Here is a 26,595-nt window from a genome sequence, read left to right on the forward strand (position 1 = left end):
AAAAAATGAAAATAAATAAAAAATCAGCAGCTCCACCGAGGTTTTTCGGCGAGCTGCTGATTTGTCTGAAGAATGTCAGTTATTCTCTTTGTACTTCAAAGCCCGGTACATGAATGTGGCGAACTCTGCTCTGTCCACTTCTTTTTCGAGACTGAACTTATTGTTGCCTGTACCTTCAGTAATGCCTGCTGCGAAAAGCGGTCCGATATATTCTGCCGCCCAGTGGTTTGAAGGCACATCAGTGAATGGATGTGTACCGCCTTCATCAAGGTCAAATGCCACCACAAGCACTTTCGCCATTTCAGCGCGTGTCATTTTTCCATAAGGACGGAATTTGTTCTGGTATCCTTCGACAATGCCGGCTTGTTGGACAGCCATGATTTCATCGTAGTAGCGTAATGTTGTCGGTACATCTGTGAATGGTGTCGGAGCAACGACTTTGTTCAAATCAATTGCCCGGGTGAACATCAAAGCGACGTGCTGTCTTTCAATGCTGTTGCCAGGCTGGAAAGTGCCGTTTTCGTGGCCTGTGATGATGCCGCGCGCAACCATTGCTTCAATCTCTTCAAGAGCCCATTCATAGTTGGTGCCTACAATATCAGGGAAGGTAGGCTCAATTGGCTCTTCCGGATCAGGGTCGCCTGGTTCTTCCGGCTCTTCCGGATCTGGCAGTGCAGCGTCATTTGTCGTGAATTTATAGATTTCGGATGTTCGCTTCTGGTCTGACGTATTTGTGATGTTGATATACCAGAAGTATTGAGTTAATGGCTCCAACTCATTCCACTCAACAGACGCTTTGTTTCCGGAAGGTATGTTGCTGACAGAGCCGATCACGTCATCGGTAAAGACGTTTACAGCTACATAATCAGTTGCGATCTGCCGGACTGCCGGTACTTCGACAGCTTCTGTCGGTTCAAGTTTATAACCTTCGGTAAAGTCATCGCTGTCGCCTTCAAAATAATTATAATCGTTGTAATAAGGAGAAAACGTGTCAAAGTCCACCGTGTCCGTTGCCGGGTCGAAAGTCAATAAGCGCATATAGCCTTCCGCACCGTCTTTGCCTTGATAATTCGACAGCACTTCCAATACCTCGCGGGTTGTGCCGTCCGGATCGGTAACTGTTCGGATTTCACGGTCAGCACCGAAGTAATGTCCGCCAAGAACCATTTTTACGTTAGGGCTTTTTCTTACTACATTTGCAAAGATGTAATCCCCGTCTTTAGATCTGAATCCGCCTGGTGACAAATAGTTGTGCACGACCAAAATGGCGTTTTTATCCGAGTGTTTTGCCAGCATCTGGTTGGTCCATTGAATCGTTTCATCTTCCTGCACTTTTCCATAGCCCAGATAAAGGATGATGAAATCGTGTGCACCGAAGGAGAAGAGGTCATAATGGTTCCGGTTATTATCCATCTGCTCACCGTACCATGGACGGTCTTCGTAACGGTCCTTGCCTGCATACGCCCAGAAGTTCGTATAGTCAATTTCCATCGTATCCTGGTTCACTACGTCGCGGTTTCCAGCCATAACGCCGTATGGAATATTCGCTTCATCCATTCTTCTCAAATTTTCATCTGCGACTGCCCATTGATCGAGGTCTGTTGAAAGATTGACGAGGTCACCTGAATTGATGACATAGCCGAATCTGCCTTTATTGTATTCATCGATCATCCAGTTTGTCATCGAAGTCCAGACTTCGGGCTTATCGGCTGCATAGAATTGAGTGTCCGTAAACCAGGCCATTGTAAATTTACTGTTGTCGACTACAGCTTCCGGAGCTGGCGCGGCGTCATGCACCATCGCTTGCATTTTTCCGTTCTGGAAAAACTTGCTGTCTGCAACAACTTTTGAAAAAACGATATTTCCGCCTTGATTGGCTGTTTCTTCTTCAAGCACAACCCATTTGGAAGCCGTGTAATCCCAGGCTGACAGGATGAGTTTGCCTTTGGCTAATGTTTTCCCTTGCCAATTCAATTCGATTTCATTGCCTGATTCCAAATGTTTGGAAACATCAACTTCAAACCGGTGGAAAGGATAGGCTCCTTCGGCATCGGTGACTGCAAACTTGCCGTCAGCAAAGGCGGCATTTGCTTTATGGGAATCAGTGAATGCTGAACCGCCGAGTGGAGAGGTTAAAGGATCGGAGTCAGAGACCCCATAAAAACTATTTATGGCATTGCTGCTGGCATAGTCATATGTAAAACCTTCCATAAAATCGACGGTTTTCAAAGACGCACCATTCGGATCTTTAATGACAGCTTCAAGTACTGCGTTACGGTCAACATTTGTTGCGTTGTCCGCAGGGACTACATTTGTGACTTCTCCTTGGCCAACATTGGTGGCAGCGAAAGACAGGGACGGCAAAGTGGACGCAACCAGCACAGTGGCCAGCGAAACTGAAAGAATCTTCTTCATACTCATCCTCCTAAAGATGTTTGGTGGAATAACGGACAACGCACCGTGGCATGCGACAAAAGGTACAGCTGAAAAGAAAGATTAAAAAAATGTGAGATAATGTAAATCTTTTTAAACATATTAACATATAAAATTTCAAAATAAAGTATTTTATCTGAATAAATTGAATATTTAATAACTTATTTTTGTGGTTAAATTTTTTAACCTGAATTTAACCTGCCATTGGTTTAATAGTGTTTTTCTTTTTATGAAACCGTAAAATACTTGCTGAAAAGGCCTGAAATCCTATCAAGTTTCCACTTGGCCGATTGAAAAAACTACCCGTTATCAAAATATTATGTAATAATAGTCAACATAAAAGATTCGAGTTTCGAAATGTTCAGGAGGCAATTCCGTTGAAAACTGTATTTTCTTACGCTAAACCATATACATTTTATATAGTCATCGCATTAATTCTCATGTTGCTTGAACTGGCTGTGGAGTTGATGCAGCCACTAGTGATCGCAGGCATCATCGATGATGGGATTGTAGCCGGCGACAGGGATGTGATTATTCAACTCGGCATTTTACTGATGGTGCTGTCCCTCATTGCGTTTGCTTCAGGCGTTGCCAATTCCTATTTCGCGGCTCACGTCTCGCAGAGCTTCTCATTTGATCTGAGACGCTCGGTATACGGCCGCATCCAATCCTTCTCACTTGCGATGTTCAATAAATTCCCCGCCTCAGGGCTGATTACCCGATTGACGAGTGATGTCACCCTTGTCCAGCAGATACTGTTCATGAGTCTGCGCATTATGCTGCGCGCTCCATTGTTGGTCATCGGCAGTATGATCATGGCTTTTGTGGTCAATCCTAAACTGGCGATATATCTGGTGATCGTGTTTCCGGTGCTGTTGGCTTTCCTCTATATAATGGTGAAAAAAGGGGTCATTTATTTTAGCTTCGTCCAGCAAAGGCTCGATCGCGTCAATCGGATGGTGCAGGAGAACCTGCAGGCAGTACGGTTGATTAAAGCTTATTTAAGAGGGAAATACGAAGCCAACCGATTTTCGGAAGTGGCGGGTTCGCTGAAGACCGATACGGTCAAAGCGTTCCGGATCATGGAAATCATTTTGCCCATCCTGCTGTTCGGCATGAACTTATCGCTGCTCGCCGTCTTGTGGTTCGGAGCTTTTGAAATCAGGAGCGGCGATGCACAGATTGGTGAATTAGTGGCCATCGTCAATTATGCGATGCGTATGACTGGCGCATTCTCGATGTTCTCATTTATCATCATGGCTTTTGCCCGGTCGAAAGCTTCTTCTGAACGCATCGAAGAAATTTTGCTGGCTGACGACGTGCGTGAAAAAGATGCGGAAGGCGAGGAGAAATTGCTGCGCCGTGGCGATATTGTATTTGAAAACGTATCTTTCACTTACCCTGGAACTTCGATTCCTGTATTAAAGAATCTTTCATTCCACATCAAACCCAATGAGAAATTAGCTATCATGGGTGCCACTGGTTCCGGGAAATCTTCATTGCTGCAATTGATTCCCCGTTTTTATGACGTTAGTGGTGGCCGGGTGCTGATTCATGGAAGAGATGTAAGAGAATGGTCGCTCAGTGCACTGAGAAAATCGATTGGCGTTGTGCCACAGCAATCCTTATTATTTACAGGCACCATTTCGGATAATCTTTCCTGGGGCAAAGAGCAGGCGCATCAGGAAGAGCTGTCGGATGCCGCTGTCAAAGCACAAATCCATGACACGGTGGAGCGTTTCCCGAAAGGCTATTTCACGCGTGTCGGGCAAAAAGGCGTCAACCTTTCCGGAGGCCAGAAGCAGCGTTTATCGATAGCGCGAGCGTTGGTGCGCAAACCATCGATTCTGATATTGGATGACAGTACAAGTGCATTGGATGTGAAAACGGAAGCCGCTTTATGGCAGGAATTGGAGCAGGAAAAAGCGACGATGCTTGTGGTGACGCAAAAAATTCGTACAGCTATGCGCGCTGACCATATCCTCCTATTGGAGGAAGGGGAGATTTCCGCCTATGGTACACATGAAGAGTTACTCGGAGAATCGGAGCTTTACAGAAAGATAGCCTTATCGCAACAGGAAGAGGAGGTGGATGAATATGTTTAATGCCATTCGTCGCCCTTTCGGGTATGAACCGCTGATTAAGAAAGAGGATCTGAAAAAAGATGCCGATAAAAAAACCGAGCGTGCCGATAATTGGAAATCCACGCTCACGCGCATCTGGAAGCTGGTGGATGAACAGAGGTTCCTCTTGATCGTTGTGCTTGCCCTTGTGTTTGTCAGTTCCGCATTGGCGCTTTTAGGACCTTATCTTGTCGGACGGGTCTTGATCGACCAATATATCATTCCGGAGCAATTTAGCGGGATGGGCGTAGTTATTGCATGGCTTGTGCTGATTTATGCAGGCCATTCCGTTTCGCTGTATCTGCAGAATTTCTGGATGGTCGGAATCGCCCAGCAGGTAATTTACCGCATGCGAACAGGCTTATTCAGCCACTTTCAGAAATTGCCTGTATCTTTCTTTGATAAACGTCAGCACGGGGAATTGATGAGCCGTATGACGAATGACGTCGAGAACGTTTCGACCACATTGAATACATCATTCATCCAAGTGTTTTCGAGTATTTTGACGTTGACAGGAACAGCAGTGGTCATGTTCTTACTGAGCCCGTTGCTGACTTTATTGACGTTCATCATTATTCCGCTCATGTATGTTTCTGTGCAGTGGATCACCAAACGTACAGGGCGGCTGTATAAAGAACAGCAGCGAGCGGTCGGTGATTTAAATGGGATGATCGAAGAAACCATTTCCGGCCAAAAAATCGTTAAAGCATTTTCACAGGAGCCCCGGGTGATGGAGGAATTTCTTGTGAAAAGTGAACGGCTGCGGCGTGCCGGTTTCTGGGCATGGACATATGCCGGTTTCATACCGAAAGTGATGAACTTTTTGAATAATGGCAGTTTCGCCATAGTGGCGGGGGTCGGGGGGATTCTGGCGCTGAACGGCTCAGTTTCGATCGGAGTTATCGTGATTTTCACAGAGTATTCCCGTCAGTTCACCAGACCGCTGAACGATCTTGCCAACCAGTTTAATACAGTGCTGTCAGCGATTGCTGGGGCGGAACGGGTTTTCGCCATCATGGATGAGACGGAAGAAAAAGATGATCTGGTGAAAAATGTGGACAAAGAGTTTGCGGGGGAAGTTGAATTTGATGATGTTTCCTTTAAATATGAAGGTGCGGAAGAAGAATGGACCATTCGAAATGTCAGCTTTTCCGTCGGTATTGGAAAAACTGCTGCTTTAGTAGGTGCCACCGGTGCAGGCAAAACGACAATTATGCAATTGCTGGCCAGATTCTACGACGCCAATGAAGGTGAAATTAGGATAGACGGCACGCCGATTTCATCGATGCCGCGGGAAACACTGCGAAAACAGATCGCTTTTGTGCTGCAGGATCCATTCCTGTTCGAAACGTCTGTCTACGACAATATCCGTTACGGCAAACTGGATGCCACTGAAGAAGAGGTCATCGAGGCTGCGAAGAAAGCCAATGCCCACGACTTTATCCGGAAATTGCCGAACGGTTACGACACAGTTCTCGAAGGCGACGGTTCCATGATTTCGCAGGGGCAGAAGCAATTGCTCTCAATTGCACGCGCGTTGATTGCAGATCCGGTCATCCTGCTTCTCGACGAAGCCACGAGCAGCATCGATACTGTAACCGAATTGAAAATCCAGGAAGCGCTTGAACGGCTGATGGCTGGCAGAACCAGCTTTGTCATTGCCCATCGTTTGAATACTGTCCGCCAGGCTGATCTGGTTTTTGTTATGGAACTGGGGAAACTGGTGGAAGCTGGGACACAGGAAGAATTGCTTGAAAAAGATGGCTTATATGCCACGATGCTGGCTGACGCAAAATTATAAAAGAAGTCCCGAAGGAAAAGATTTTTCCTCCGGGATTTTTTTCTCCATAAACCATGCTGTTGCCAGGTATGATACGATAAATAAAAAAGACGGGTGGTGCAGGGATGGAATTGTCTCTTTCGATTGCGTCATTTCCTCTCGATTCCGAAACGATTCATGATATGCATGGGTTATTGGAAATGACGGAGGTGGATTACAGCAAGCCATTGTTTGACTCCAGCTGGCATTTGGACGATATCTCGGGTTTTGCGGTGCTTGCTTATACAGAAGAAAATGAGTTGCTTGGTTTTGCAGTGGCTGTGGATCTGATCGGTTTGGATTCATACGAATGGTCCGCATTTGTGCATCCCGAATTCAGAAGAATGACCATCGGCTCTGCGCTCGAAGGCGGAATTGCATACGGGCTGGAACAGCGCCAGGCCATAGAGGGACTGGCTGCTTTCATTGAAGATGAAGTTGCAAAGAAGTTTTTGGCAAGCCTGGGATATCAACCTGACTTCAAGGAGATAGAATTGGAAGCTGAACCGCTGGAAGTGTTGGATTTACCGGAAAACCTGGCAGTCGTTCCTTATGATGGAGAAGTTGAGAAGCTTGAAAAGCTGATGGCCGCTGCATTTGATGAAGAGGTTCTTCCTGTCGTCCACTATAATATAGAAAGAACGGACAGAGAAGTATTCATCATGAAACGCGAAGAAGAGCTGGTGGCGAGCGCATCACTGTTTGAAGAAGAAGGCGGACTGTGGATTACCGCTTTTGCAGTTGATCCTTCAGAACAAGGAAAAGGCTATGGCAAGGCATTCTTATTATGGTGCCGGCATTATGCATCATTACAGGAGAAACATCGTACGGTTCTGGAAGTTGAAACTGACAACGATGCGCTGGCTGTCTACCGAAAATCAGGATTTCATCCGGTGCATACAGTCGAATATTGGAATAAACCCTAAAAAAGCCATCCGATGCTGGATGGCCCATCTGTCATCAATTTCCTGATGCCTGGTATTCTTTTTCGGTTCCTTCGGGGTAGGTCACTTCGACTTCAATGGATTCAAAATCAGATTCAATATTGAAAACTTCTGTGACTTTGCTGATAACTTCATCTTCTGGCATGTCTTCGGTCAGTTTAAGTTCAGCCAGCATAGGTTCGATTTTATCGAAGGCATCATTGCCCTCCAGCACTTCATTGGAGAGTTTGTCTTCATATTCAGCTTCCACCAGATCTTTGATTTCTTCATAGGAAACAGTCAGAGCATCATCCTGGTCAGGGTAATCGACATCCAATTCAAAATCAGTGAAGCCGAACACTTCACCGCCGACATTTTCCTCGGCAAGGCCGCCTTCAGGGTTGGCGCCTTCAACTCCGTCATTTGTTTGGGAAGCTTCATCTGTGACCGGTTCTGTCACTTGCTCGTCATTGCCGCAAGCGCCCAATACAAGGCTGGAGGAGAAAAGGATACCTGCCGCAATCGTGAATTTTCTATTGATCATTACGCTCATCCTTTCATTGTCCATTTAGTTATAGCATTCCCGATTTTCAAGGACATAAGCTTTCATTTCAACAACGGGTGATTTTACAGCAGCGGAGTTAACGCAAAAGCCGAGAAGAGGAAAAGCAGAGCATAAAGGGGTTATTTTCATGGACAAATACAATAATGGCCAAAATATTGCAGCCGCTTCCGAGAACAATATCCGGACAGATTTCAAGGAAAGTATGACGTATGGGGACTATTTGCATTTGGATCAGCTTTTGACCGCGCAGGACGGAGTCAGCGGCCATCATGATGAAACTCTGTTCATCATCATCCATCAAGTATCGGAATTGTGGATGAAATTAATACTGCATGAATTGCGCGCGGCAATCCGCAATATTGATGCGGATGATTTGCAGCCTGCGTTTAAGCAGATGGCGCGCGTCTCGAAAATCCAGTCGCAAATTATTAACGGATGGGACGTATTGGCGACAATGACACCGGCTGAGTATATGGAATTCCGCGATGATCTTGGCAATGCGAGTGGTTTCCAATCCTACCAATATCGGATGATCGAATTTGCACTGGGCTATAAGACAAAGCATGTCCTGAAAATCTATGAGAAAGACCCAGCACTTCTGAAAGAGCTCACCGCAGCTTTTGAAGCGCCTGGGCTCTATGATGCCGCCATACAGAAATTGGCGCGGAGCGGTTTCCACATTGATAAAGAAGTGCTGGAACGTGACATGACAACGGTTTATGAACCGCATGACAGTGTGCGTGAAGCCTGGAAAACGGTTTATCGTGACGTGGATACGCATTGGGAATTGTATCAATTGGCGGAAAAACTGGTGGATATAGAGGACTGGCTGCAACAATGGCGCTTCCGTCACATGAAGACGGTTGAACGCATCATCGGTTTCAGGCAAGGGACTGGCGGCTCGTCCGGTGTCCATTACTTGAAAAAAGTGCTGGACCAATATTTTTTCCCGGAACTATGGGATATCAGAACAGAAATTTAGGAGGGGCCATATGAGAATCTACGCACATAGGGGATGTTCAGGAACTTATCCTGAAAATACACTGGCGGCTTTCAAAGCGGCTGCGGAATTGCCGATTACCGGGGTGGAAATTGACGTCCACCTCACAAAAGACAGAGAAATCGTTGTGATCCATGATGAAAAAGTCAACCGGACAACAGACGGGAAAGGGTATATAAAGGATATGACCCTGAGCGAAGTGAGAAAGCTTGACGCCGGATCCTGGTTTTCAGAAGAATTTGCCGGCGAAAAAATTCCCACACTCGATGAAGTATTCGATGTATTCGAGAAAACCAATCACCGGTTGAATATTGAACTGAAAACGGATGTCTTTCCTTACGAAGGCCTGGTGGACAAAGTACTTGAAGCGGCAGAAAAGCGCGGATTCCTGCACCGGGTCCTGATTTCATCATTTAATCATGAAGACATTCAGACAGTCAGCCGTAAAAAGTCTGTTGAATCCGCTATCCTTACTTTGGATGTCTATGTTGATGTCTACGATTACGCTCGGGTAGTAGGAACTGACCGCATCCACATGTCCCTGCCTGGAGCATTTCGGCGCATGGCCACCGATGCCTTGCGAAAAGGTGCGATAGTCTACGTTTATACAGTCAATAAATTGGAGTATGCGCAGCAATTGCAGCAGATCGGCATTCACGGCATCTTTACCGATTTCCCGGAAAAGATGCTGGCGGAACTGGATAGTCCTGTAAATCAGTAGAATTCAAAAAAGAGACGCCGGCATCCCGCCGGCGTCTTTTTTCTATTGTCCAGACTCCGGCGACCCAGCTCTTCGAGTCATAAGCCTGCTCAGTGTCTAGTCTTCAGTGCCTAGCTCTTCGGGATATAAGTCAACCATGCTGCGTGGCAAAAAGCGCCACTACGCATGTTCGCCTTATACCTGTCAGAGCTGAACAGGCACTTCCGCTTTTCTATTACCATTTTGCATAATGCTCTTCGATGGAGCCGAGCAATTGGCTGATCTTTAATTTTTTGCCATCCTCATAGCGCACATAGCCGTTATAATAGCCGAAAAGCTGATGCACTTCGGATTTCACCAATTTCATATCACTCTTGGAAACGCGTTCGAAGAATGGTGTGAACTCCAATTTCACATCATCGGAAAACTTTGTGGCTATCTTCCATGGAGCCTTATAATCCTTGTCATCATAATGGAATAATACATCTTCGTGGATTTTATTCATTTTGCCGTTTACGAAAAAAGCATTTTCTGTCATGCCGGTTCCGTCTGTCCATTTTCCACCGAAATTCAATCCGATGGTTTTGCCGAGCGAGCGCTGGGAAGCCATCGCCCAATTCCATGAAGATTCCCGCGGCCAGACACCTCGTCCAGTATCGAGAACAGCAAAACTTTCAACCGGTTCAAAATTATATTGACGATTACCGACTTTCACGGTGCCGGTTGCCGGCAGGCATAGATGCTTGCCAGTGAATTGGAATGTCTGCCGGTTCCAGGGAATCACCACATTCAAAGACTCATGATTGTTGGGCGAGCTGATGTTCAGATCGGCATTCAGCGCTTCGCCATCAAAATCATCGATTTGAACAGTGATGCGCGTTGAATTCCGGGAGTATAGAAACTCGATCGACATGTCAGGATGCTGAAACTTGCAAGTATCAAGAGAATGATCCGGAATGACTCGTTTTCTTGAAAATGGCAAGACGACTGTTTTTTCATAAAAGCGCTGGGTTTCATAATTCAGGAAATAAACAAAGCAGACTGTCGCGTAATCCAAATGGCTGATGGTTGCGGAAAACATAATCTCTTCACCAAAAACACACCAGTAATTCCACTTTTTTTTGCGCATGAAGTTGCCTTTAAGGTTGCTGATGATCAAGGGTTTACGCGCAAATCCGATCGCTTCGGGATTTAGCTGGCCTTTTGCATCACATAGTTCTACGGTTGTAAAAATCTCTCGTTCAACATGCTGCATATATACCACCTCGCCGTCATTCTGCTTCTATTGTAGCAGAAGAAACAAGGTATATCTTCTCTGGACCCTGTGAAGCGGTTCTATTATTGGGGACTTTTTCTCCACATTAACGCGAGAGTGCCTTCTCCTGCATGGACTGCCAGTGATGAGCTTAAATCCCCGATGATGATCTGGGCTTCGGGTATGACTTTCAAAACTTCACGCTTTAAATTCTCGGCTTCTTCGTGTGTATTGCCGTGCATGATCTGGAAAGTATCGACGCCCAATTCCTGGTTATCTTTAACCGCATGGTCAATCAGGTATTTCACAGCTTTCTTATGGGAACGTACTTTATCAATCGGTTTTAATTCGCCTTCAGGACTGATCTGGACGATCGGCTTCACTTGCAGAAGGCTTCCGATATAGTACTGGGCTCCGCTCATGCGGCCGCCTTTATACAGTTGGGTGAGATTGCCGATCAGGATATAATTGCGGAAATTCACCGTTTCTTTCTCAAGCTTCTGCGCAATCTGTTCAGCGTCGAGACCTTCTTTTTCAAGTTCCAAGCCACGTTCAATCAAACCTGAGAGGCCATAGGACAGAGCAAGGGAATCGACCGCGTAGACCTTGAAACCAGACATATCCGCGCCGGCAGTCGAAGAAGCGATAGTGCCGCTCAATTTAGCGGAAGCGTGTACGGCAATGGCGCAGTCATATTCTTCTTTCAATTTGTCGTAAAGCTCGGCGAACTTGCCTGCAGACGGCTGTGAAGTCTTTGGGAATTCTGGAGCCGCTTTAATGCGCTCATATAGCTGAGCTTGTGTAAGGTCCTCTCCGTCAATAAATTCCTCCGAGCCGAAGTGGATATTCAACGGCACAATATAGACGTCTGGATGCGCTTTCATTTCTTCAGTTACGTAACCTGTAGTATCCATTATCCATGCAATCGGTTTTTTCATGATTCAACATCCCATCTTTTAATTTTTTGAATAATAAAACTATAACATGAATAGTTTTTCGCGGATAGAGCGCGGGTGTACGAAATTGTTCGTGGTCATCAAACCTGCATCAGGACTTAACAAAGCGTTTTGCATAGGACTCTTCTATATCGTATCTGTGCTTATAGACAATAATGATTATAGCCAGTATCAATGGCCAGACAATGGGAATGACCTGGAGAACTGCAGCCAGTACGATGAAAGCTGTAAACGCGCTCAGCATGCATAAAGTGGCGCTTTTAAAGAAGGGATAAAAGGCGATGAACATGACGAACATCGCGAGAAAAAGTTCAGGCGTCAAAAAGAACGTCACACCGATAAAAACAGCAATTCCTTTTCCGCCGCTTCCGCGCAGCCAAAAAGGGAACAGGTGCCCGAGTACGGTAAAAAAGCCGGCGACAGCGACTGCCCATAACGGAAAGTTAAAGTGGAAACCGGCAAAAACAACCAGTGCCCCTTTGCCTGCATCACCGAGGAATGTCAGCAGGAAAGCGCTCTTGCCGATGACAGCACCGGCATTGCGCGCACCGAGGTTACCGCTGCGTTCTTTTCTGAGGTCGACGCCTTTCCATTTGCCGACGAGCCAGGCAGTCATCAATGTACCGATCAGATAGGACAATAAAAAATAAAGTAACATTCAATGGCCTCCGTTAAATTGGTCTATTGTCTATAAGTAAAGCAGTTTTTCAACAGGAAGGAAACTGCCCGATGAAAAAACCTTCCTGCCATCAGCCGGCGGGAAGGTTGGAATTGTTTCTATTTTAATGCAGAAGCTTCGAAAAGGTAATCGCAGATGACGCGCAGCCCTTTGTCGAAATTTTCGAGATGGAAGTGTTCGTTCGGTGCATGGAAATTCTCTGACGCGAGGCCGAATCCCATCAGGACAACAGGTCGTTCAAGTATTTCATCGAAAGCTGCGACAATCGGAATCGAACCGCCCATGCGGGTGAACGCAGTCGGTACACCATAGATTTTTTCATATGAACGGCCGGCAGCCTGTATAGCCGGATGATCAAATGGTGTCAGGAACGGTTTGCCTTTATCGAACTCTGAAATTTCGACAGACACTCCAGCCGGTTTATGCGACTCGACGTGCGCTTTCAGTTTAGCGACTATATCATCCGGGTCCTGGTTAGGAACGAGGCGGCAAGTGATTTTGCTGCTCGCTTCCGCTGGAAGAACAGTTTTGATGCCTTCTCCGGAAAAGCCGCCTGTAATGCCGTTGATTTCAAGTGTCGGGCGGATCCATGTGCGTTCGACAAATGAATATTCTTTTTCACCGAAATCTTCTGTGATGCCAAGTTCTTTCTTTTCATTTTCCAGATCAAACTCGAGTGATGCGAATTCTGCGCGTTCCTTATCGGAAACAGGCAGAACGTCATCATAGAATCCTTCCACTTGGATGACGCCTTCTTTGTCACGGAAGCTTTCAAGGATTTCAACAATGGCATGCAGCGGATTTTGTACAGCGCCGCCGTACAGACCGGAATGCAGATCGCCTTTCGGACCTTTCACATCGATCTGGATGCCTGCAAGACCTCGCAAGCCGTAGCACACTGCCGGACGACCGGGCCCCTGCATGCCTGTATCGGAAATGACGATCAAATCAGCTTCAAGCGCTTCTTTATTTTTCTCCACATAAGCGGGGAGGCTCGGACTGCCGATTTCCTCTTCGCCTTCGATGATGAATTTCATGTTGACCGGAAGTTCACCATTCAACTGCAATAAAGCTTCAGCCGCTTTGATGTGCATGAAAGTCTGGCCTTTATCATCACTTGCGCCGCGGGCGTATAATTTATTGTCGCGCACTTGCGGCTCGAAAGGCGGGGATTCCCACAAGTGAAGAGGGTCCACAGGCTGGACATCGTAATGGCCATAAACCAGTACTGTCGGTTTGCCTTCTGCGTGAAGCCAATCGGCATACACCAGTGGGTGCCCCCCGGTTTCATCGATTTTCACATTCTCAAGACCGGCTTTTTCAAAAGCTTTGACCAGCCATTCGGCCGCAGTCAGCATGTCCTTCTTATGTTCTGATAGCGAACTGACGGACGGAATGCGGAGAAATGATTCCAATTCTTCCAAATGATCTCCGCGCCGTTCCTGGAAATAACGTTCTATTTGCTGTGCATCCATTCTGAAAACCCCTTTTCCATAAGTTTTTTACAATGGGAAAAGTATACCATAAGAAAGTTGAACTTTTCGACAGGAGGAAAATCGCTGTGATATAATTGTTGGTACGGAAATAGCTCGTAAAATTTTGTGTTTTAGACACTGGAGGAAACAATTTTGTTTATAGCGTTAGTATTATTTTTAATGATGTCGTTCTTCTTATCGGGAAGCGAAACGGCATTGACTGCGGTTAATAGGATGAAGGTCCATCTTCGCGCTGAGCAGGGGGATGTAAAGTCACAGCACCTGCAAAAGTTGATCGCGAAGCCGGACCGGATGATCACTACTATATTAATCGGAAATAATATTGCCAATATCATGCTGCCGACCCTCGTCACCATGATTGCAATCGACAGAGGGTGGGAAGTCGGACTTGCTACAGCAATCCTGACAATCGTATTGATCATATTCGGTGAAGTGCTGCCCAAAACCATTGCAGCCACTTTCGCTGATAAAATCGCTTATGTCGTTGCGCCAGTCATCCGTGTGCTGGTTGTGTTATTGAAGCCGCTCACATGGCTGCTTGCGCAGTTCACCAATATCTTCATCCGCATCATCTCCAAAGGCAGCGTCAAGGAAGCGACAATGACCAAGGAAGAATTGCGGACAATGGTCGATATTGCGTCGACGGAAGGGACTTTTGAAGAAGACGAATCTGAACGGATCAAGGGAGTTCTCGATTTCCCGCATAAGGACGTTTCTGATGTCATGTCCACGCACAGGACTGATATCGTCGGAATCGCCATAGATTCAACTTACGAAGAAGTCCGTGATTTAATCCTGGATTCTTCTTACACCCGCTATCCAGTCTATGAAGAAAGCATGGATAACGTGGTTGGCCTCTTTTATTCGAAGAAATTGATCGAATGGTCAATGAACCCGAATCTCACCTTACAGGAATTGATGGACGATAATCCATTGTTCGTTGTGCAGTCAGTAAGCGTCGAAAAAGTCTTTAAAATGATGATGGCCAAGAAGAAACACATGGCTGTTATTTTGGATGAATACGGCGGTACTCTTGGGATCGTTACACATGAAGACATCATTGAAGAAATGATCGGACAGGATATCGAGGATGAAACTGACGTGGAAGACGATGAACTGGTCTTTGAAATGACTGAAAATACATTGTCATGCCATGGCCGGCTTGAAATAGAAGACGTGAACGAAATGTTCGAAGTGGAAGTTCCGAACGACCACGATACCATTGCCGGATTTGTCATGCAGCAGCTTGGCCATGTCCCGGATGAAGGCGAGCAGTTTACTTATGAAAACCTCCATGTGGAAGTAAACGAAATGGACCGCAACCGCATTGTGCGCTTGACGATCACAAAAAAAGATGAAGAAGTATTCGCGTAGAACCTGCCCTTTTGGCGGGTTTTTTTTATTTCATTGGTTTTAGAATATAAATCACATCAATTGTTTCAATAAAAGTTGTATTAATAAGTCTTAATAAGCGATATTCCGCAAAACAACTTGGTTTCTAAAACCCTTGCTCCTGCATCGCTGCGCTGCTTCGTCGCAAAGAGTTGCCCCCGCAAGCTTCGGTCAACTCTTCGCTGTTTTGCTCCATATCTCTAGAGAATTCTCTCAGCGCCGGCGCGCCTATGGACTGAGCGGAGTAATAAGACGAGTGCTCTTCTCGGCTTATTGCGGGAGCTTTGTCCTAAGCGCCGAAGCGATATGTGAAATATATAAAACTAATCTCTTTATTACACAAATGTAAGCCAAATGAAAGCGGAAGCGATAGAGTGAAAGGTTCTTTTCCGGCACAATAAGGTCAACAAGAAAAACGGACGGAGGAACCAAACATGGAAAGTTTGTATACAGAATATAATCGTTATATATATCATTTATGCTTAAAACTGACGCGCAATAAGGTGGAAGCGGAAGATCTTATGCAGGAAGTTTGGCTGAAAGTGGTTCGGTATGAGGCTTCGATCAAGGAAGTGGATCATGTCAAAGCCTGGTTGACGACAATCTGTATGAACACTTTCCGTGACCGCTACCGTAAGAATGTACGTCGCAGCAAACATGTCCAGCAGCAGCCGGAGGGACTCGATATTTCATTGCTTGACTTGATTCCGTCAGACAATGCGGGCGCCCCTGAGTTATTGGAGCAGCAGGATGTATCCGTATTGCTGCAGCATAAAATCTCACAGCTGGATTCGATTTACCGGACGACGATTGTTTATTTCTATGTGCATCAATTATCTTTGATCGAGATTGCGGATGCGATGAAAGTGTCGATCGGCACAGTCAAATCACGTCTTTTCCGAGGCAAGCAGAGACTTAAGGATTTATTGCTTGAAGACGTCCAGACGCGCGAGTATGTATTGCCTGCTTAACTCGGGAACTATTTGTATCTTCTATATTAATAAAAACAATCAAGGTGTGCCGGACTTACGGCGCATCTTTTTTATTGGAAAACGGTTATGGAATGTGCAATGAAAAAGAAACTATTTATTATGGAAAAAATTTAAAGAAATTTTTCTTCATCTAAAGTAAGATTAGGAAAGATGAGGGGGATTTTAGAATGAGAAGAAGAGTGGCCGGTTGGAGCAAGCGAAAAAGGATTATTATGGGAATTATTGGTGTGCTGGCGCTCATGTATATCGCTGTTATTGTTTGGCATACCATAAAACCTCTGCCTCAAGGGCTGGATTATGCGGGAGACCTTCACCAAGTGGAGGATGTGGAAATGATTTACGACCTATCATTTGCGCAGAATCAAAAAGGGGATAATTTAAAGCACGAACTAAGGATATTTGATGAAATTTATGAAATGATAGAGGAAGCTGAAGAATTTGTCGTCATCGATTTGTTCCTGTTTGATAATTATACAGATCAAAAAATCGATTTTCCAGCTGTTGCTGAAACCTTGACTGCCAAATTGCTCGAGAAAAAAGCGGAGAATCCTGATTTTCCGATTTATTTCATAACGGATCCATTGAATTTCGGATACGGATCTTATGAAAGCCAATTGCTCGGAACCATGAGAGATGAAGGCATCGAAGTGGTCGTCACCGATCTGGATAAGCTGCGTGATTCTACGCCGCTGTATTCGGGTCTTTACCGGGTAGTATTCCAATGGTTTGATGCGGGCGGAAAAGGCTGGCTGCCGAACGGCATGTCGAGCGAAGCGCCTGATTTGTCGGTGTCGTCATATTTGAAAATGATGAACATCAAAGCAAACCACCGCAAAGCTGTCATTACTGATAAAGAAGCCATCATCAGTTCTGCCAATCCGCATAATGCAAGCGGATTGCACGGCAATATGGCTTTTAAAGTTACGGGACCGGTTTTGAACGATATCCTCAAATCGGAAGAAGCTGTATCCTTGTTTTCCGGTGGCCCTTCACTTCCCAGGGTAGAAGCTGAAGAGCAAAGCGGTGAGTATCAGGTCCAATACGTAACGGAAAAGAAAGTGTTGGATTCGCTATTGGATGATATTGAAAAGACCAAAGAAGGCGACAGCATCCACTTGGCTATGTTCTATATTGCTGAAGGGGACGTGGTTCGGGCCTTGACCGATGCGGCAAACCGCGGAGTTGAGGTGCAATTGGTACTGGACCCTAACGAGAATGCGTTCGGCACCGAAAAGACAGGCTTGCCGAACCGGCCGGCTGTGCACGAAATGCTTGAAGAAAGCAACGACAAAATCCAAGTCCGCTGGTATAACGCGGTGGTTGGGCAATTCCATACAAAATCAATCATGATCCAAACAGCTGAAGAAAGTTATATTTCTGGCGGTTCAACAAATTACACCGAACGGGCTTTCAAGAATTATAATCTGGAAAGCAACATCCGTATCATTGCGCCAAACGACAGCGAACTGGTGGGGGACATGGAAACATACTTCGACCGCTTATGGACCAACGAAGATGCACTCTATACATTGCATGTTGATGCTTACCAGGATACCTTTACATTCTGGCAGCGCGGCATCTACGGATTCCAGAAGATTTTCAAGTTGACCACCTACTAAAAAAAGATCTCTTCCCGAAGCTGGGAAGAGATCTTTTTTGATATTACTTAATTTGCGGTTCCTGGCCAGCTGCAATCCATTCTTCAACATTCCAGACTTTTGTGGCAAGTCCTTCATAGAATTCAGGTTCATGGCTCACCAATACGATCGTGCCTTTATAAGCTTGCATAGCGCGCTTCAATTCAGCTTTTGCATCGATGTCCAAGTGGTTTGTCGGTTCATCGAACAAGAGCCAGTTGCTTTCTTCGAGCATCAATTTGCACAAACGGACTTTCGCCTGTTCGCCACCGCTCAATTGTTTCATCGAACGGGAGATATGCTCGTTCTTCAGGCCTGTACGCGCCAATGCTCCGCGCACCTGGCCCTGGTCCATGCTCGGGTAAGCTGACCAGATTTCGTCAAGCGGTGTATGGTCCGGCGCTTTGACTTCCTGTTCGAAATAACTCGGAGTCAAATATTCGCCGCGGATCACATCACCGTCAAGCGGTTTGATTTTTCCAAGCATCGTTTTCAGCAACGTCGATTTACCGACTCCGTTCATGCCGACAAGAGCAATTTTTTCGCCGCGTTCAATCATGAAGGACAGCGGCGGCAATAGGGCCTTGTCATAGCCGATGGATAACGATTCTGCTTCCACCACATAGCGGCTTGGACTCCGTGTTTCCTTGAAAGCGAATTGCGGTTTTGCCGCAACTTCGGGTTTGTCGATGCGGTCCATGCGGTCAAGCTGTTTCTGGCGTGACTTCGCGCGTCCCGTTGTCGAAGCGCGAGCTTTATTTTTGGCAATGAATGTCTCGGTTTTCTTGATCATTTCTTCCTGTTTTTCATATGCATCCAAGTGCTGCTTTTTGGCAAGTTCTGCAAGTTCGATGAATTTCTCATAAGTGGCTGTGTAGCGCGACAGGCGTGAGAACTCCAAATGGAAGATGACATCCGTCACCGAACTCATGAATTCTGTATCATGCGAGATCAACAGGAATGCATGCGGGTAGTTCTTCAGATAATTGACGAGCCACTGGATATGTTCTTCGTCCAGATAGTTGGTCGGCTCATCGAGCAGCAGGACTTTCGGTTTCTCCAACAGTAATTTCGCCAGCAGCAATTTCGTGCGCTGTCCGCCGGATAACGCTTCGACCGGACGTTCGAGTCCGATGGCATCAAGTCCGAGACCGCGTGCAATCTCTTCTATTTTTACATCCAGTGTATAGAAATCCCCGGCATCAAGTGCATCCTGCACTTCGGCCATCTCATCCATCAATGCTTCAAGGTCGGCATCTTCCTCGCCCATCTTCATAGCGATTTCATTCAGTTCTTCTTCTTTTTTATATAATGGCAAAAAAGCATCCTGCATCGTCTGGCGGATTGTCCGGCCAGGCTCCAATTGGGTATGCTGATCGAGGTAGCCGTAATGCGTTTTCGGCTGCCACTCGACACGTCCGTTATCGTGGATCAATTTGCCCGTCAAAATATTCATCATCGTCGATTTGCCGACACCGTTCGCGCCCACCAGGCCAACGTGTTCACCTTCAACCAACCGGAAAGACACATCGTTGAACAATGTCCGGTCGCCGAATGTATGGCTTAAATTTTCTACTGTCAATAAACTCATGTAAGTAATTCCTCCATTTATAGCTGTAGAACAAGATCTTTACGCGACCGTCCACAGTGTTCGATATATCAGTATCCCTGAATTGGTATCAGGAAAACACTCAAAAAAAAACCGCGGTTACAAATCCGCGAGTTTTTTGTTTAATTCCGCTAATTGTTGTTCCATCCGTTCGAGGCGCTGTTCCGCTTTCTCCACCATTTTGGCGTGTCCAGTCGTTTCCAACTTCTCGATATCACCTTGATGGCGTACGTAATCCATCTTCAATTCGGCAATTTCGTTTTCGATTTCCTGCCTGTTCACATAATCACCTGCATTTTTCCTTAATTATAGCATAAATTGATGGAATTAAAATCATTTCGATTGGCTTATGGCTTTTAATTGAGGGAATAAAAAACGTATAATGTTGAAAAAAGATTAAAAGGAGGCGAAGGCCGATCGATACTTTATTATTTGATCTCATGTTAATCATCTTTCTTGGGGTGATTTCGCAATGGCTTGCCTGGCGCTTTCGCCTGCCCGCAATTGTTTTGATGTCCATAGCCGGCCTGCTGGTCGGACCTATTTTAAACATCATCCATCCGGAAGAAAGTTTCGGGGAGTTGTTCAAGCCCGTCATATCATTGGCCGTTGCCATCATCCTGTTTGAAGGCAGTTTGAACTTGAACTTCAAGGAAATCCGGGGCTTCAATAAACCGGTGTGGCGGATCGTAACATTCGGCGCCTTTATCGCATGGATCTCCGGATCGCTTGCAGCCCATTACATAGCCGGCCTTTCCTGGGCAGTGGCATTTGTCATCGGTGGTTTGTTCATTGTCACAGGTCCTACCGTTATCCTGCCTTTATTGCGTCAGGCTAAACTCAAAGCCCGTCCAGCGGCAATTCTGAAATGGGAAGGGATCATCGTCGATCCATTCGGCGCATTGCTGGCTTTATTCGCGTTCCAGTTTGTACTGTTTGCGATTGGTGATGAAACAGCCGGTGCATTCGGATTATTCTTCCTGGCTTCCTTGTTCGCTGTAGCGCTGGGAGCTGGAGTCGGCTGGCTGCTAGGCTGGATGTTCGAAAAAGGCCAGGTGCCGGAATTCCTGAAAGCACCGATCGTTTTCGGTGTCGTACTGCTCACATTCGTGCTGTCGGATATCGTCATGCACGAAACGGGCTTGCTGGCGGTCACCGCTATGGGAATGGTGATGGCCAATATGCATATCGCTTCCATCAATGATATGCGGCATTTCAAGGAAAATATTTCAGTGCTGCTTATTTCAAGTATCTTTGTCATGCTGACAGCATCTCTAAGCCTGGATGTGCTGATTGAAATCTTCAATTGGCGTATTGTCGCCTTCGTACTGGCAACTTTATTCGTGGTACGTCCTTTGTCGATCTGGCTGTCGACGATCGGTACAGATCTCACTAATCAGGAAAAGACACTCATCGGCTGGATCGCGCCGCGCGGAATTGTGGCCCTTACCGTATCGGGTTATTTCGCCGGTGTCCTTCTGGAAGCAGGGTTTGATGATGCTGAATTGCTCACAGCCCTGACATTCGCGCTCGTATTTTCAACCGTTGTCGTGCATGGCTTCACAATCGGATGGCTTGGCCGTAAATTGGGTCTGGCAACCGGAGATGACCCAGGCATCATCATAGTCGGAGTCGGCCGCTTTGCGCTGAAACTGGCAGAAGCCCTTTCTGAATACAATAAAAACCTTTTGATCATGGACGCTTCGTGGGGGAGACTGCAGCCTGCGCGCCTTGCGGGAATGAAAACATTCACAGGTGAAATCCTTTCCGAGCATACTGAATACGAACTGGACATGACTCCTTACGAAACCATGATTCTGGCAGGGGAAATTGATTCCTATAACGCCTTGGTCATGAACAATTATGTACCTGAGTTCGGCAGGGAAAATCTCTATAAAACAGCCATCCACCAAGGCGATCCCGGTGACTACCATTCTTCTCTTAAAGGCAGGACACTCTTCGGCCATGAATGGAACATCCATGAACTCGACATGAAAGCCGAAGAAGGCTATACGATCCGCAAAACACAATTGACCGAACAATACACATATGAGGACTACAAGAAAAAGTGGAGTGCAGACACGATTCTGCTCTTCATTTACCGTGAGCAGGGGAAAATTGAATTCTTCACAAGCGACAACTTTCCTGAGCCGAAGCTTGGCGATACTGTGGTCAGCTTTACATCACCGGCCCGTCAATCCGACCGCATCCAGGAACGTCTGGAAAACAAACGCGCCAAAAACAACTCGCCTCAGCCTAAAGAATGAAATCTCGGCTTCATAAGGTTTTTCGATACGTATCCGCATACGCTGTTTGTTATGATGGAATAAAGTCGGGTTTGATATGCAGCTTACCTTTTAAATCCGAATAAAAAATCATTGAGAGGCAGCCTGGCTGCCCAGTATATATGGACTCGAGGAGGAACAGTTTTATGAAGGTATTATTAGTGGACGGCACAATTGTGGGAAGAAAGACAGGCGCCGTATTGGAGCAAGTCAAGATGTATATCCAGGAATTCCAGCCCGATATGGAGTTGGACATCCTGAGCCTGGCGGATTATGAACATCAATTCGTCGACGGGCGTCCGCTTGGCGAATACAACAGCAGCATGCAGGAACTTGCACGCCGCTTTAGCGAAGCGGATGGTTACATCATCGCTTCACCCATTTTCCAGGGCTCCATCCCTGGCGTATTGAAAAACGCGTTTGACTTGCTGCATCCGCATACGATGCGCTACAAACCGGTATCGATCGTGGCAAACGGCGGAACTTACCAGCACCATCTGGTCATCGAGAACCAGCTCAAGCCGATTCTCGATTATTTCCGTTGCCTGGTGACACCGAATTACGTCTATACGCACACCAGCCATTTCGATGCCGACAACACCATCATCAGTGAAGACGTCCACGACCGCCTTCGCGAATTGGCCCGCGTTTTCGTCCAGTACGCCGAAATGAGCAAGCACCTGTCAAAAGAAACACTGGATCAACACTAAGCTCCACTGTAAAAAGCCTCCTGCGGGAGGCTTTTTGTTTTAGGGTGAGATGGATGGAACTGTGTGCAGGGTCTAAGTTCAAGAGAAAAATGGATGCTTCTCGCCGAATTCGGACGAAACGCGGAAAACCATAAGTTCAAGACCACAGTCGGATGCTTTTCACCTTATGAAAAGCGGAAAACCTTCAGTTCAAGAACAAAAGTAGGGGGCTCTTGCGAAGAAAGGTTCTTTGGGTTGCAGTTTTGGAGGCTAATTTTTGTCTTGCTTTCAAAACTTGTGATCGGTTGATGCCGCAACTGTCATGCAATGCTAAGTTCAAAAGAAAAATGGATGCTTTTCGCCTTAGCCCAGGCGAAAAGCGAAAAACCGGAAGATCAAGACCCCAGAGGACGTTTTCGCATGGCGAAAACGTCCTGTTTTTGAGGGAATCTTCGCCTTGGCGAAGATTCTTTCAATTATTGGGGTTGGGTTGGTTGTGAGTGTTGGAAATTGGTTGATTTGGTCGTGATTTGGTCGTGAAAAAGTCGGTTGGAAGTCGAGATTTGAATGGCGGAAGAGATTATGAGCTGAAATCCGGTTAAATAGGGTGATATAGGGTGTAGAAAAGTGATTTTTCTGGATTTTATTTACAGTTATAAAAATGTGATTTACATTAAAAGAGCTTACTGTCCATTAAGGATAGAATACTGTCCAATAGAGATCGTTTACTGTCCATTATCGCTACTTTACTGTCCATTAGCATGTAAATACTGTCCATTACCTAAAAACCTCTGGAATTAGATAAATTCTGTCTCTAAAACTTCCTTTTGTTTCCATATTCAGACTGGTTAACATCTTAGAAGCTGTAGAAATAGAAGTGAGACCTGTAAATTCTCGGAATTCGCGATTTGAGATTGTCTCAGATATTAGTAATCGATATTGCAGTAACACGTCTAAATGAGCTAGAGGATTTTTATAAGTGCATTGGCCACATCTCCAAGATCTTTTATCATATTGAAGTATTTTATCGCATTTGCGGCATAGCACCCCCCTCCTCAATCCTGCCGGAACCTCTATCCGCCGCAATGGCCGCTCGCTGTGCAATTGCAGGAGGCGTCCCGCAAGTTGCCGAGCTTTCCGCGTATTCAGCAACTCGTCAGGATATTTCACCAACAGCTGGTCCATTAAAAATGGCAGGCCAGACGACTGGATGATGATGCGGTTTTTCGGGCGGCTGTTTACAATAGAGGATGGATATGTGAATACAATCACGCCGATGACGGGTAAAGATACTTTTTGCGACGCCAAAAATTGCTGCACGAATTTTTCATGCCGGCGGATCTGGTCATCCGGGTTGTTCATGCCGTCGACGCTGCCGTCTTTATTGGTACGGGAAAATTGGCGCAGCTGTGGATCGAAATTCAACTCGCCTGTAATGGATTTAATTTCAAGCAGCAGGACGAAGCGGCTGGTGACGAGCACGGTATCAATCTGGTGTGAAGACTTGGGCTTTTGGATGTAGAGATCTTGTATAAAGTAGTGGGGAGTTTCAATGGGAATCTCATAGAAAAGGGAATCGACGCGCTGTTCGCCGTGGAAACCGGCAGACATTCGGCGAAGCTGTTCCGTCCAGTGGGGAAATAGGGGATGGACGATGGGTACACGTTGCAGCAGACTTTCGAGCTGCAGAATTTCAGGCGGTTGGTGACGCTCTTTAAGTATCAATAATTATCATCTCCTTCATTTGAATATAGCTTATATAAATTGAAGGGGCAAGAAAATTCCGACTACTCGAAAACTATGTGAATCAATCACCTCACACCACCCGCAAAACAGAAAATGTTATAATAGCCAAATGAGAAATGAGGGTGAATAGATATGAAATCAATCGTAATAGCGGAAAAGCCATCGGTGGCACGCGATATCGCGCGCGTGCTCGGATGCAATCAGAAAGGCAACGGATTTCTGGAAGGCAAGCAGTATATTGTAACTTGGGCGCTGGGCCATTTGGTGACGCACGCGCAGCCAGAGCAATATGACAACGACTTCAAGGAATGGAAGATGGAGAATCTGCCGATCATTCCGAAACCGTTCAAGCTCGTGCCAATCAAACAATCAATGAAACAATATAACGCAGTCAAAGCGCAGCTGAACCGCGGCGACGTCAAAGATGTCATCATCGCGACGGATGCCGGGCGCGAAGGGGAACTCGTAGCGCGCTGGATTTTGGAAAAGACAAACACCAAAAAGCCGGTCAAACGCCTGTGGATTTCGTCGGTCACAGACAAAGCCATCAAAGACGGCTTTAACAACCTGAAAGACGGCAAAGCCTACGAACACCTTTACCAGGCGGCGGTCGCGAGAGCAGAGGCTGACTGGGTCGTCGGCATCAACGCGACACGCGCGTTAACTGTGAAATACAATGCGCAATTATCAACTGGCCGCGTGCAGACGCCGACGCTTGCGATGATCGCAGAGCGCGAGCAGCAGATCCGCAACTTCCAGCCGAAACCGTATTACGGCATGCAAGCCATAACGGACGCAGCTGCATTCACGTGGACGGACGGCAATTCAACGCAGTCGTTCGATAAGGAGAAAATCGATCGTTTATTCGCGAAGCTCGATAACACACATGAAGGAACCGTGACAGATATTAAAATCACGCCGAAAAAGCAGCCGGCGCCGCCTTTATTCGACTTGACCGAATTGCAGAAAGAGGCGTATAAACGCTACGGATGGTCGGCGAAAGAGACGTTAAACACACTGCAGAACCTGTATGAGCGCTATAAAATCGTGACGTATCCACGGACGGATTCGAAGCATCTGACGTCCGATATGAAAGATACGCTGAAAGACCGCATCAAAGCCGTACAGACGGGACCTTACCGTCCGCTGGCAGCGACAATCCTGAAATCGCCGGTGTCGGCGCAGAAAGGTGTCATCGATGATGCCAAAGTGTCCGACCACCATGCCATCATCCCGACAGAAGAAAATCCGCCGCTGCACGAATTGTCGGCGAACGAGCATAAATTATACGACATGATCGTCAAGCGTTTCCTGGCGGTATTCTATCCGCAATATGAGTATGACCAGACGACGGTCAAACTGACTGCAGGCGGTGAAACGTTCCAGGCCAAGGGCAATACGGTACGCAATGAAGGCTGGAAACGCATCTATCTGGATGACGATGAAGACAAGGATACGACTTTGCCGCCTTTCGAAAAAGGGCAGACGCTAAAAATCAAGGGCATCTCCCTGACAGAAGGCAAAACCAAGCCGCCTGCTTTCTTCAATGAAGGGACGCTGCTCGGCGCGATGGAAAATCCGGCGCAGTTCATGGCGGGTGAATCGAAGGAAGCCATCCGGACACTCGGTGAAACAGGCGGACTCGGTACAGTAGCGACCCGCGCAGATGTCATCGATAAATTATTCAATACCTTCTTGATCGAGAAAAAAGGCAAGGACCTGACAATCACGTCCAAAGGCCGCCAGCTCCTTGAGCTCGTTCCCGAAGATTTAAAGTCACCGAAACTGACAGCTGACTGGGAACAGCAGCTGACGAAAATCGCCAAAGGCCAGATGAAGAAAGAAACTTTCATGAAAGAAATGGTTTTATTCGCGGAAAAATCGGTTTCCGATATTAAAAAAAGCGACAAGAAATTCAAGCATGACAACGTCACGGGCAAAATGTGCCCGGATTGCGGAAAGCCGCTTCTTGAAGTCAACGGCAAGCGCGGTAAGATGAACGTCTGTCAGGACCGCGAATGCGGCTACAAGAAACAAGTGGCGATGCTGACAAACGCTCGCTGCCCGAATTGCCATAAGAAATTGGAAATGCAGGGCGAAGGCGACGGCAAGATTTTTGTCTGCAAATGCGGCCACCGCGAGAAACTGTCGGCTTTTGAAAAACGCAAAAAATCCGGCCAGTCCAAAGCAACCAAGAAAGACGTCAATAAATATTTGAAACAGCAGGACGAGCCGCCACAAAATACAGCAATGGCCGAAGCGCTGAAAAAATTGATGAACCAGAACGATTAGAAAT

Annotated in this window: 20 protein-coding genes; 11 read left to right on the plus strand and 9 right to left on the minus strand. The window is 46.5% G+C overall.

Annotation, left to right across the window (positions count from 1 at the left end; all coding sequences use genetic code 11):
• Window positions 1-75: 75 nt before the first annotated feature.
• Entirely contained in the window at window positions 76-2,415 is a 2,340-nt protein-coding gene (locus CXF70_RS07205) for an S-layer homology domain-containing protein (protein WP_158241162.1), read from the minus strand.
• A gap of 395 nt (window positions 2,416-2,810) precedes the next feature.
• Here CXF70_RS07205 and CXF70_RS07210 point away from each other — a divergent pair, with 395 nt between their 5' ends.
• The 3 genes from CXF70_RS07210 to CXF70_RS07220 all read left to right on the plus strand — a co-directional run bounded on the left by CXF70_RS07210 (window position 2,811) and on the right by CXF70_RS07220 (window position 7,301).
• Window positions 2,811-4,538: an ABC transporter ATP-binding protein gene (locus CXF70_RS07210; RefSeq protein ID WP_084244074.1), complete on the plus strand. Its 1,728-nt coding sequence runs from the start codon at window positions 2,811-2,813 to the stop codon at window positions 4,536-4,538.
• Window positions 4,531-6,357, plus strand: a complete 1,827-nt coding sequence (locus tag CXF70_RS07215; RefSeq protein WP_101802087.1) for an ABC transporter ATP-binding protein — start codon at window positions 4,531-4,533, stop codon at window positions 6,355-6,357. Before CXF70_RS07210 ends, CXF70_RS07215 begins: the two co-directional genes overlap by 8 nt.
• A gap of 104 nt (window positions 6,358-6,461) precedes the next feature.
• Window positions 6,462-7,301, plus strand: a complete 840-nt coding sequence (locus CXF70_RS07220; protein ID WP_101802088.1) for a GNAT family N-acetyltransferase — start codon at window positions 6,462-6,464, stop codon at window positions 7,299-7,301.
• Between the two features lie 34 nt (window positions 7,302-7,335).
• Here CXF70_RS07220 and CXF70_RS07225 read toward each other — a convergent pair whose 3' ends face one another.
• Window positions 7,336-7,842, minus strand: a complete 507-nt coding sequence (locus CXF70_RS07225) for a YusW family protein (protein WP_233208565.1) — start codon at window positions 7,840-7,842, stop codon at window positions 7,336-7,338.
• 148 nt (window positions 7,843-7,990) lie between these two features.
• On the opposite strand from CXF70_RS07225, the gene kynA reads away from it, so the two are divergent.
• Both kynA and CXF70_RS07235 read left to right on the plus strand, forming a co-directional pair.
• Window positions 7,991-8,845: a tryptophan 2,3-dioxygenase gene (gene kynA / locus CXF70_RS07230; RefSeq protein WP_084244080.1), complete on the plus strand. Its 855-nt coding sequence runs from the start codon at window positions 7,991-7,993 to the stop codon at window positions 8,843-8,845.
• 10 nt (window positions 8,846-8,855) lie between these two features.
• A complete protein-coding gene (locus CXF70_RS07235) occupies window positions 8,856-9,584 on the plus strand; it encodes a glycerophosphodiester phosphodiesterase (protein WP_101802089.1) in 729 nt (242 codons plus the stop codon).
• A 214-nt stretch (window positions 9,585-9,798) separates the two neighbouring features.
• On the opposite strand, the gene CXF70_RS07240 is transcribed toward CXF70_RS07235, so the two are convergent.
• The 4 genes from CXF70_RS07240 to CXF70_RS07255 form a co-directional block, all read right to left on the minus strand.
• Window positions 9,799-10,818 (minus strand): DUF2804 domain-containing protein, encoded by a 1,020-nt coding sequence (locus CXF70_RS07240; RefSeq protein WP_101802090.1) that lies wholly within the window; start codon window positions 10,816-10,818, stop codon window positions 9,799-9,801.
• 83 nt (window positions 10,819-10,901) lie between these two features.
• Window positions 10,902-11,756 carry a DegV family protein gene (locus CXF70_RS07245; RefSeq protein WP_101802091.1) on the minus strand — a complete coding sequence of 285 codons (855 nt, stop codon included), beginning with the start codon at window positions 11,754-11,756 and terminating at the stop codon, window positions 10,902-10,904.
• Window positions 11,757-11,865: 109 nt separating this feature from the next.
• Window positions 11,866-12,432, minus strand: coding sequence for a glycerol-3-phosphate acyltransferase (locus tag CXF70_RS07250; RefSeq protein WP_084244088.1), 567 nt, complete (start codon window positions 12,430-12,432; stop codon window positions 11,866-11,868).
• Window positions 12,433-12,551: 119 nt separating this feature from the next.
• A complete protein-coding gene (locus CXF70_RS07255) occupies window positions 12,552-13,928 on the minus strand; it encodes a dipeptidase (protein ID WP_101802092.1) in 1,377 nt (458 codons plus the stop codon).
• Window positions 13,929-14,081: 153 nt separating this feature from the next.
• On the opposite strand from CXF70_RS07255, the gene CXF70_RS07260 reads away from it, so the two are divergent.
• The 3 genes from CXF70_RS07260 (at window position 14,082) to CXF70_RS07270 (ending at window position 17,952) form a co-directional block, all read left to right on the plus strand.
• Entirely contained in the window at window positions 14,082-15,323 is a 1,242-nt protein-coding gene (locus CXF70_RS07260; RefSeq protein ID WP_084244092.1) for a CNNM domain-containing protein, read from the plus strand.
• A gap of 452 nt (window positions 15,324-15,775) precedes the next feature.
• Window positions 15,776-16,312 carry an RNA polymerase sigma factor gene (locus tag CXF70_RS07265; RefSeq protein ID WP_101802093.1) on the plus strand — a complete coding sequence of 179 codons (537 nt, stop codon included), beginning with the start codon at window positions 15,776-15,778 and terminating at the stop codon, window positions 16,310-16,312.
• A gap of 188 nt (window positions 16,313-16,500) precedes the next feature.
• Complete coding sequence (locus CXF70_RS07270) at window positions 16,501-17,952, plus strand: phospholipase D family protein (RefSeq protein WP_233208566.1); 1,452 nt, start codon at window positions 16,501-16,503, stop codon at window positions 17,950-17,952.
• A gap of 43 nt (window positions 17,953-17,995) precedes the next feature.
• Here the strand turns inward: CXF70_RS07270 and CXF70_RS07275 are convergent, their stop codons facing one another.
• Window positions 17,996-19,561, minus strand: coding sequence for an ABC-F family ATP-binding cassette domain-containing protein (locus CXF70_RS07275; protein ID WP_084244098.1), 1,566 nt, complete (start codon window positions 19,559-19,561; stop codon window positions 17,996-17,998).
• Window positions 19,562-19,678: 117 nt separating this feature from the next.
• Window positions 19,679-19,861: an SE1832 family protein gene (locus tag CXF70_RS07280; RefSeq protein ID WP_084244100.1), complete on the minus strand. Its 183-nt coding sequence runs from the start codon at window positions 19,859-19,861 to the stop codon at window positions 19,679-19,681.
• A 158-nt stretch (window positions 19,862-20,019) separates the two neighbouring features.
• On the opposite strand from CXF70_RS07280, the gene CXF70_RS07285 reads away from it, so the two are divergent.
• Both CXF70_RS07285 and CXF70_RS07290 read left to right on the plus strand, forming a co-directional pair.
• Window positions 20,020-21,846, plus strand: coding sequence for a cation:proton antiporter (locus CXF70_RS07285; protein ID WP_084244102.1), 1,827 nt, complete (start codon window positions 20,020-20,022; stop codon window positions 21,844-21,846).
• A 164-nt stretch (window positions 21,847-22,010) separates the two neighbouring features.
• Complete coding sequence (locus CXF70_RS07290) at window positions 22,011-22,574, plus strand: NADPH-dependent FMN reductase (protein ID WP_084244104.1); 564 nt, start codon at window positions 22,011-22,013, stop codon at window positions 22,572-22,574.
• Window positions 22,575-23,330: 756 nt separating this feature from the next.
• Here the strand turns inward: CXF70_RS07290 and CXF70_RS07300 are convergent.
• Window positions 23,331-24,278: a nuclease-related domain-containing protein gene (locus tag CXF70_RS07300; RefSeq protein ID WP_101802096.1), complete on the minus strand. Its 948-nt coding sequence runs from the start codon at window positions 24,276-24,278 to the stop codon at window positions 23,331-23,333.
• Window positions 24,279-24,431: 153 nt separating this feature from the next.
• Here CXF70_RS07300 and CXF70_RS07305 point away from each other — a divergent pair, with 153 nt between their 5' ends.
• Complete coding sequence (locus CXF70_RS07305; protein ID WP_101802097.1) at window positions 24,432-26,591, plus strand: DNA topoisomerase III; 2,160 nt, start codon at window positions 24,432-24,434, stop codon at window positions 26,589-26,591.
• The last annotated feature ends 4 nt before the right edge of the window (window positions 26,592-26,595 follow it).

It is taken from the genome of Planomicrobium sp. MB-3u-38, assembly GCF_002836425.1.
GTDB classification, from domain to species: Bacteria; Bacillota; Bacilli; order Bacillales_A; family Planococcaceae; genus Planococcus; species Planococcus okeanokoites.

What these genes read in the sequence shown, in the direction of transcription:
- CXF70_RS07255 (WP_101802092.1), bottom strand. Translation starts at nt 13,928, where the DNA reads ATGGATGCACAGCAAATAGAACGTTATTTCCAGGAACGGCGCGGAGAT.
- CXF70_RS07305 (WP_101802097.1), top strand. Translation starts at nt 24,432, where the DNA reads ATGAAATCAATCGTAATAGCGGAAAAGCCATCGGTGGCACGCGATATC.
- CXF70_RS07265 (WP_101802093.1), top strand. Translation starts at nt 15,776, where the DNA reads ATGGAAAGTTTGTATACAGAATATAATCGTTATATATATCATTTATGC.
- CXF70_RS07215 (WP_101802087.1), top strand. Translation starts at nt 4,531, where the DNA reads ATGTTTAATGCCATTCGTCGCCCTTTCGGGTATGAACCGCTGATTAAG.
- CXF70_RS07270 (WP_233208566.1), top strand. Translation starts at nt 16,501, where the DNA reads ATGAGAAGAAGAGTGGCCGGTTGGAGCAAGCGAAAAAGGATTATTATG.
- kynA (WP_084244080.1), top strand. Translation starts at nt 7,991, where the DNA reads ATGGACAAATACAATAATGGCCAAAATATTGCAGCCGCTTCCGAGAAC.
- CXF70_RS07240 (WP_101802090.1), bottom strand. Translation starts at nt 10,818, where the DNA reads ATGCAGCATGTTGAACGAGAGATTTTTACAACCGTAGAACTATGTGAT.
- CXF70_RS07225 (WP_233208565.1), bottom strand. Translation starts at nt 7,842, where the DNA reads ATGATCAATAGAAAATTCACGATTGCGGCAGGTATCCTTTTCTCCTCC.
- CXF70_RS07235 (WP_101802089.1), top strand. Translation starts at nt 8,856, where the DNA reads ATGAGAATCTACGCACATAGGGGATGTTCAGGAACTTATCCTGAAAAT.
- CXF70_RS07290 (WP_084244104.1), top strand. Translation starts at nt 22,011, where the DNA reads ATGAAGGTATTATTAGTGGACGGCACAATTGTGGGAAGAAAGACAGGC.
- CXF70_RS07205 (WP_158241162.1), bottom strand. Translation starts at nt 2,415, where the DNA reads ATGAAGAAGATTCTTTCAGTTTCGCTGGCCACTGTGCTGGTTGCGTCC.
- CXF70_RS07275 (WP_084244098.1), bottom strand. Translation starts at nt 19,561, where the DNA reads ATGAGTTTATTGACAGTAGAAAATTTAAGCCATACATTCGGCGACCGG.
- CXF70_RS07245 (WP_101802091.1), bottom strand. Translation starts at nt 11,756, where the DNA reads ATGAAAAAACCGATTGCATGGATAATGGATACTACAGGTTACGTAACT.
- CXF70_RS07250 (WP_084244088.1), bottom strand. Translation starts at nt 12,432, where the DNA reads ATGTTACTTTATTTTTTATTGTCCTATCTGATCGGTACATTGATGACT.
- CXF70_RS07285 (WP_084244102.1), top strand. Translation starts at nt 20,020, where the DNA reads ATGTTAATCATCTTTCTTGGGGTGATTTCGCAATGGCTTGCCTGGCGC.
- CXF70_RS07220 (WP_101802088.1), top strand. Translation starts at nt 6,462, where the DNA reads ATGGAATTGTCTCTTTCGATTGCGTCATTTCCTCTCGATTCCGAAACG.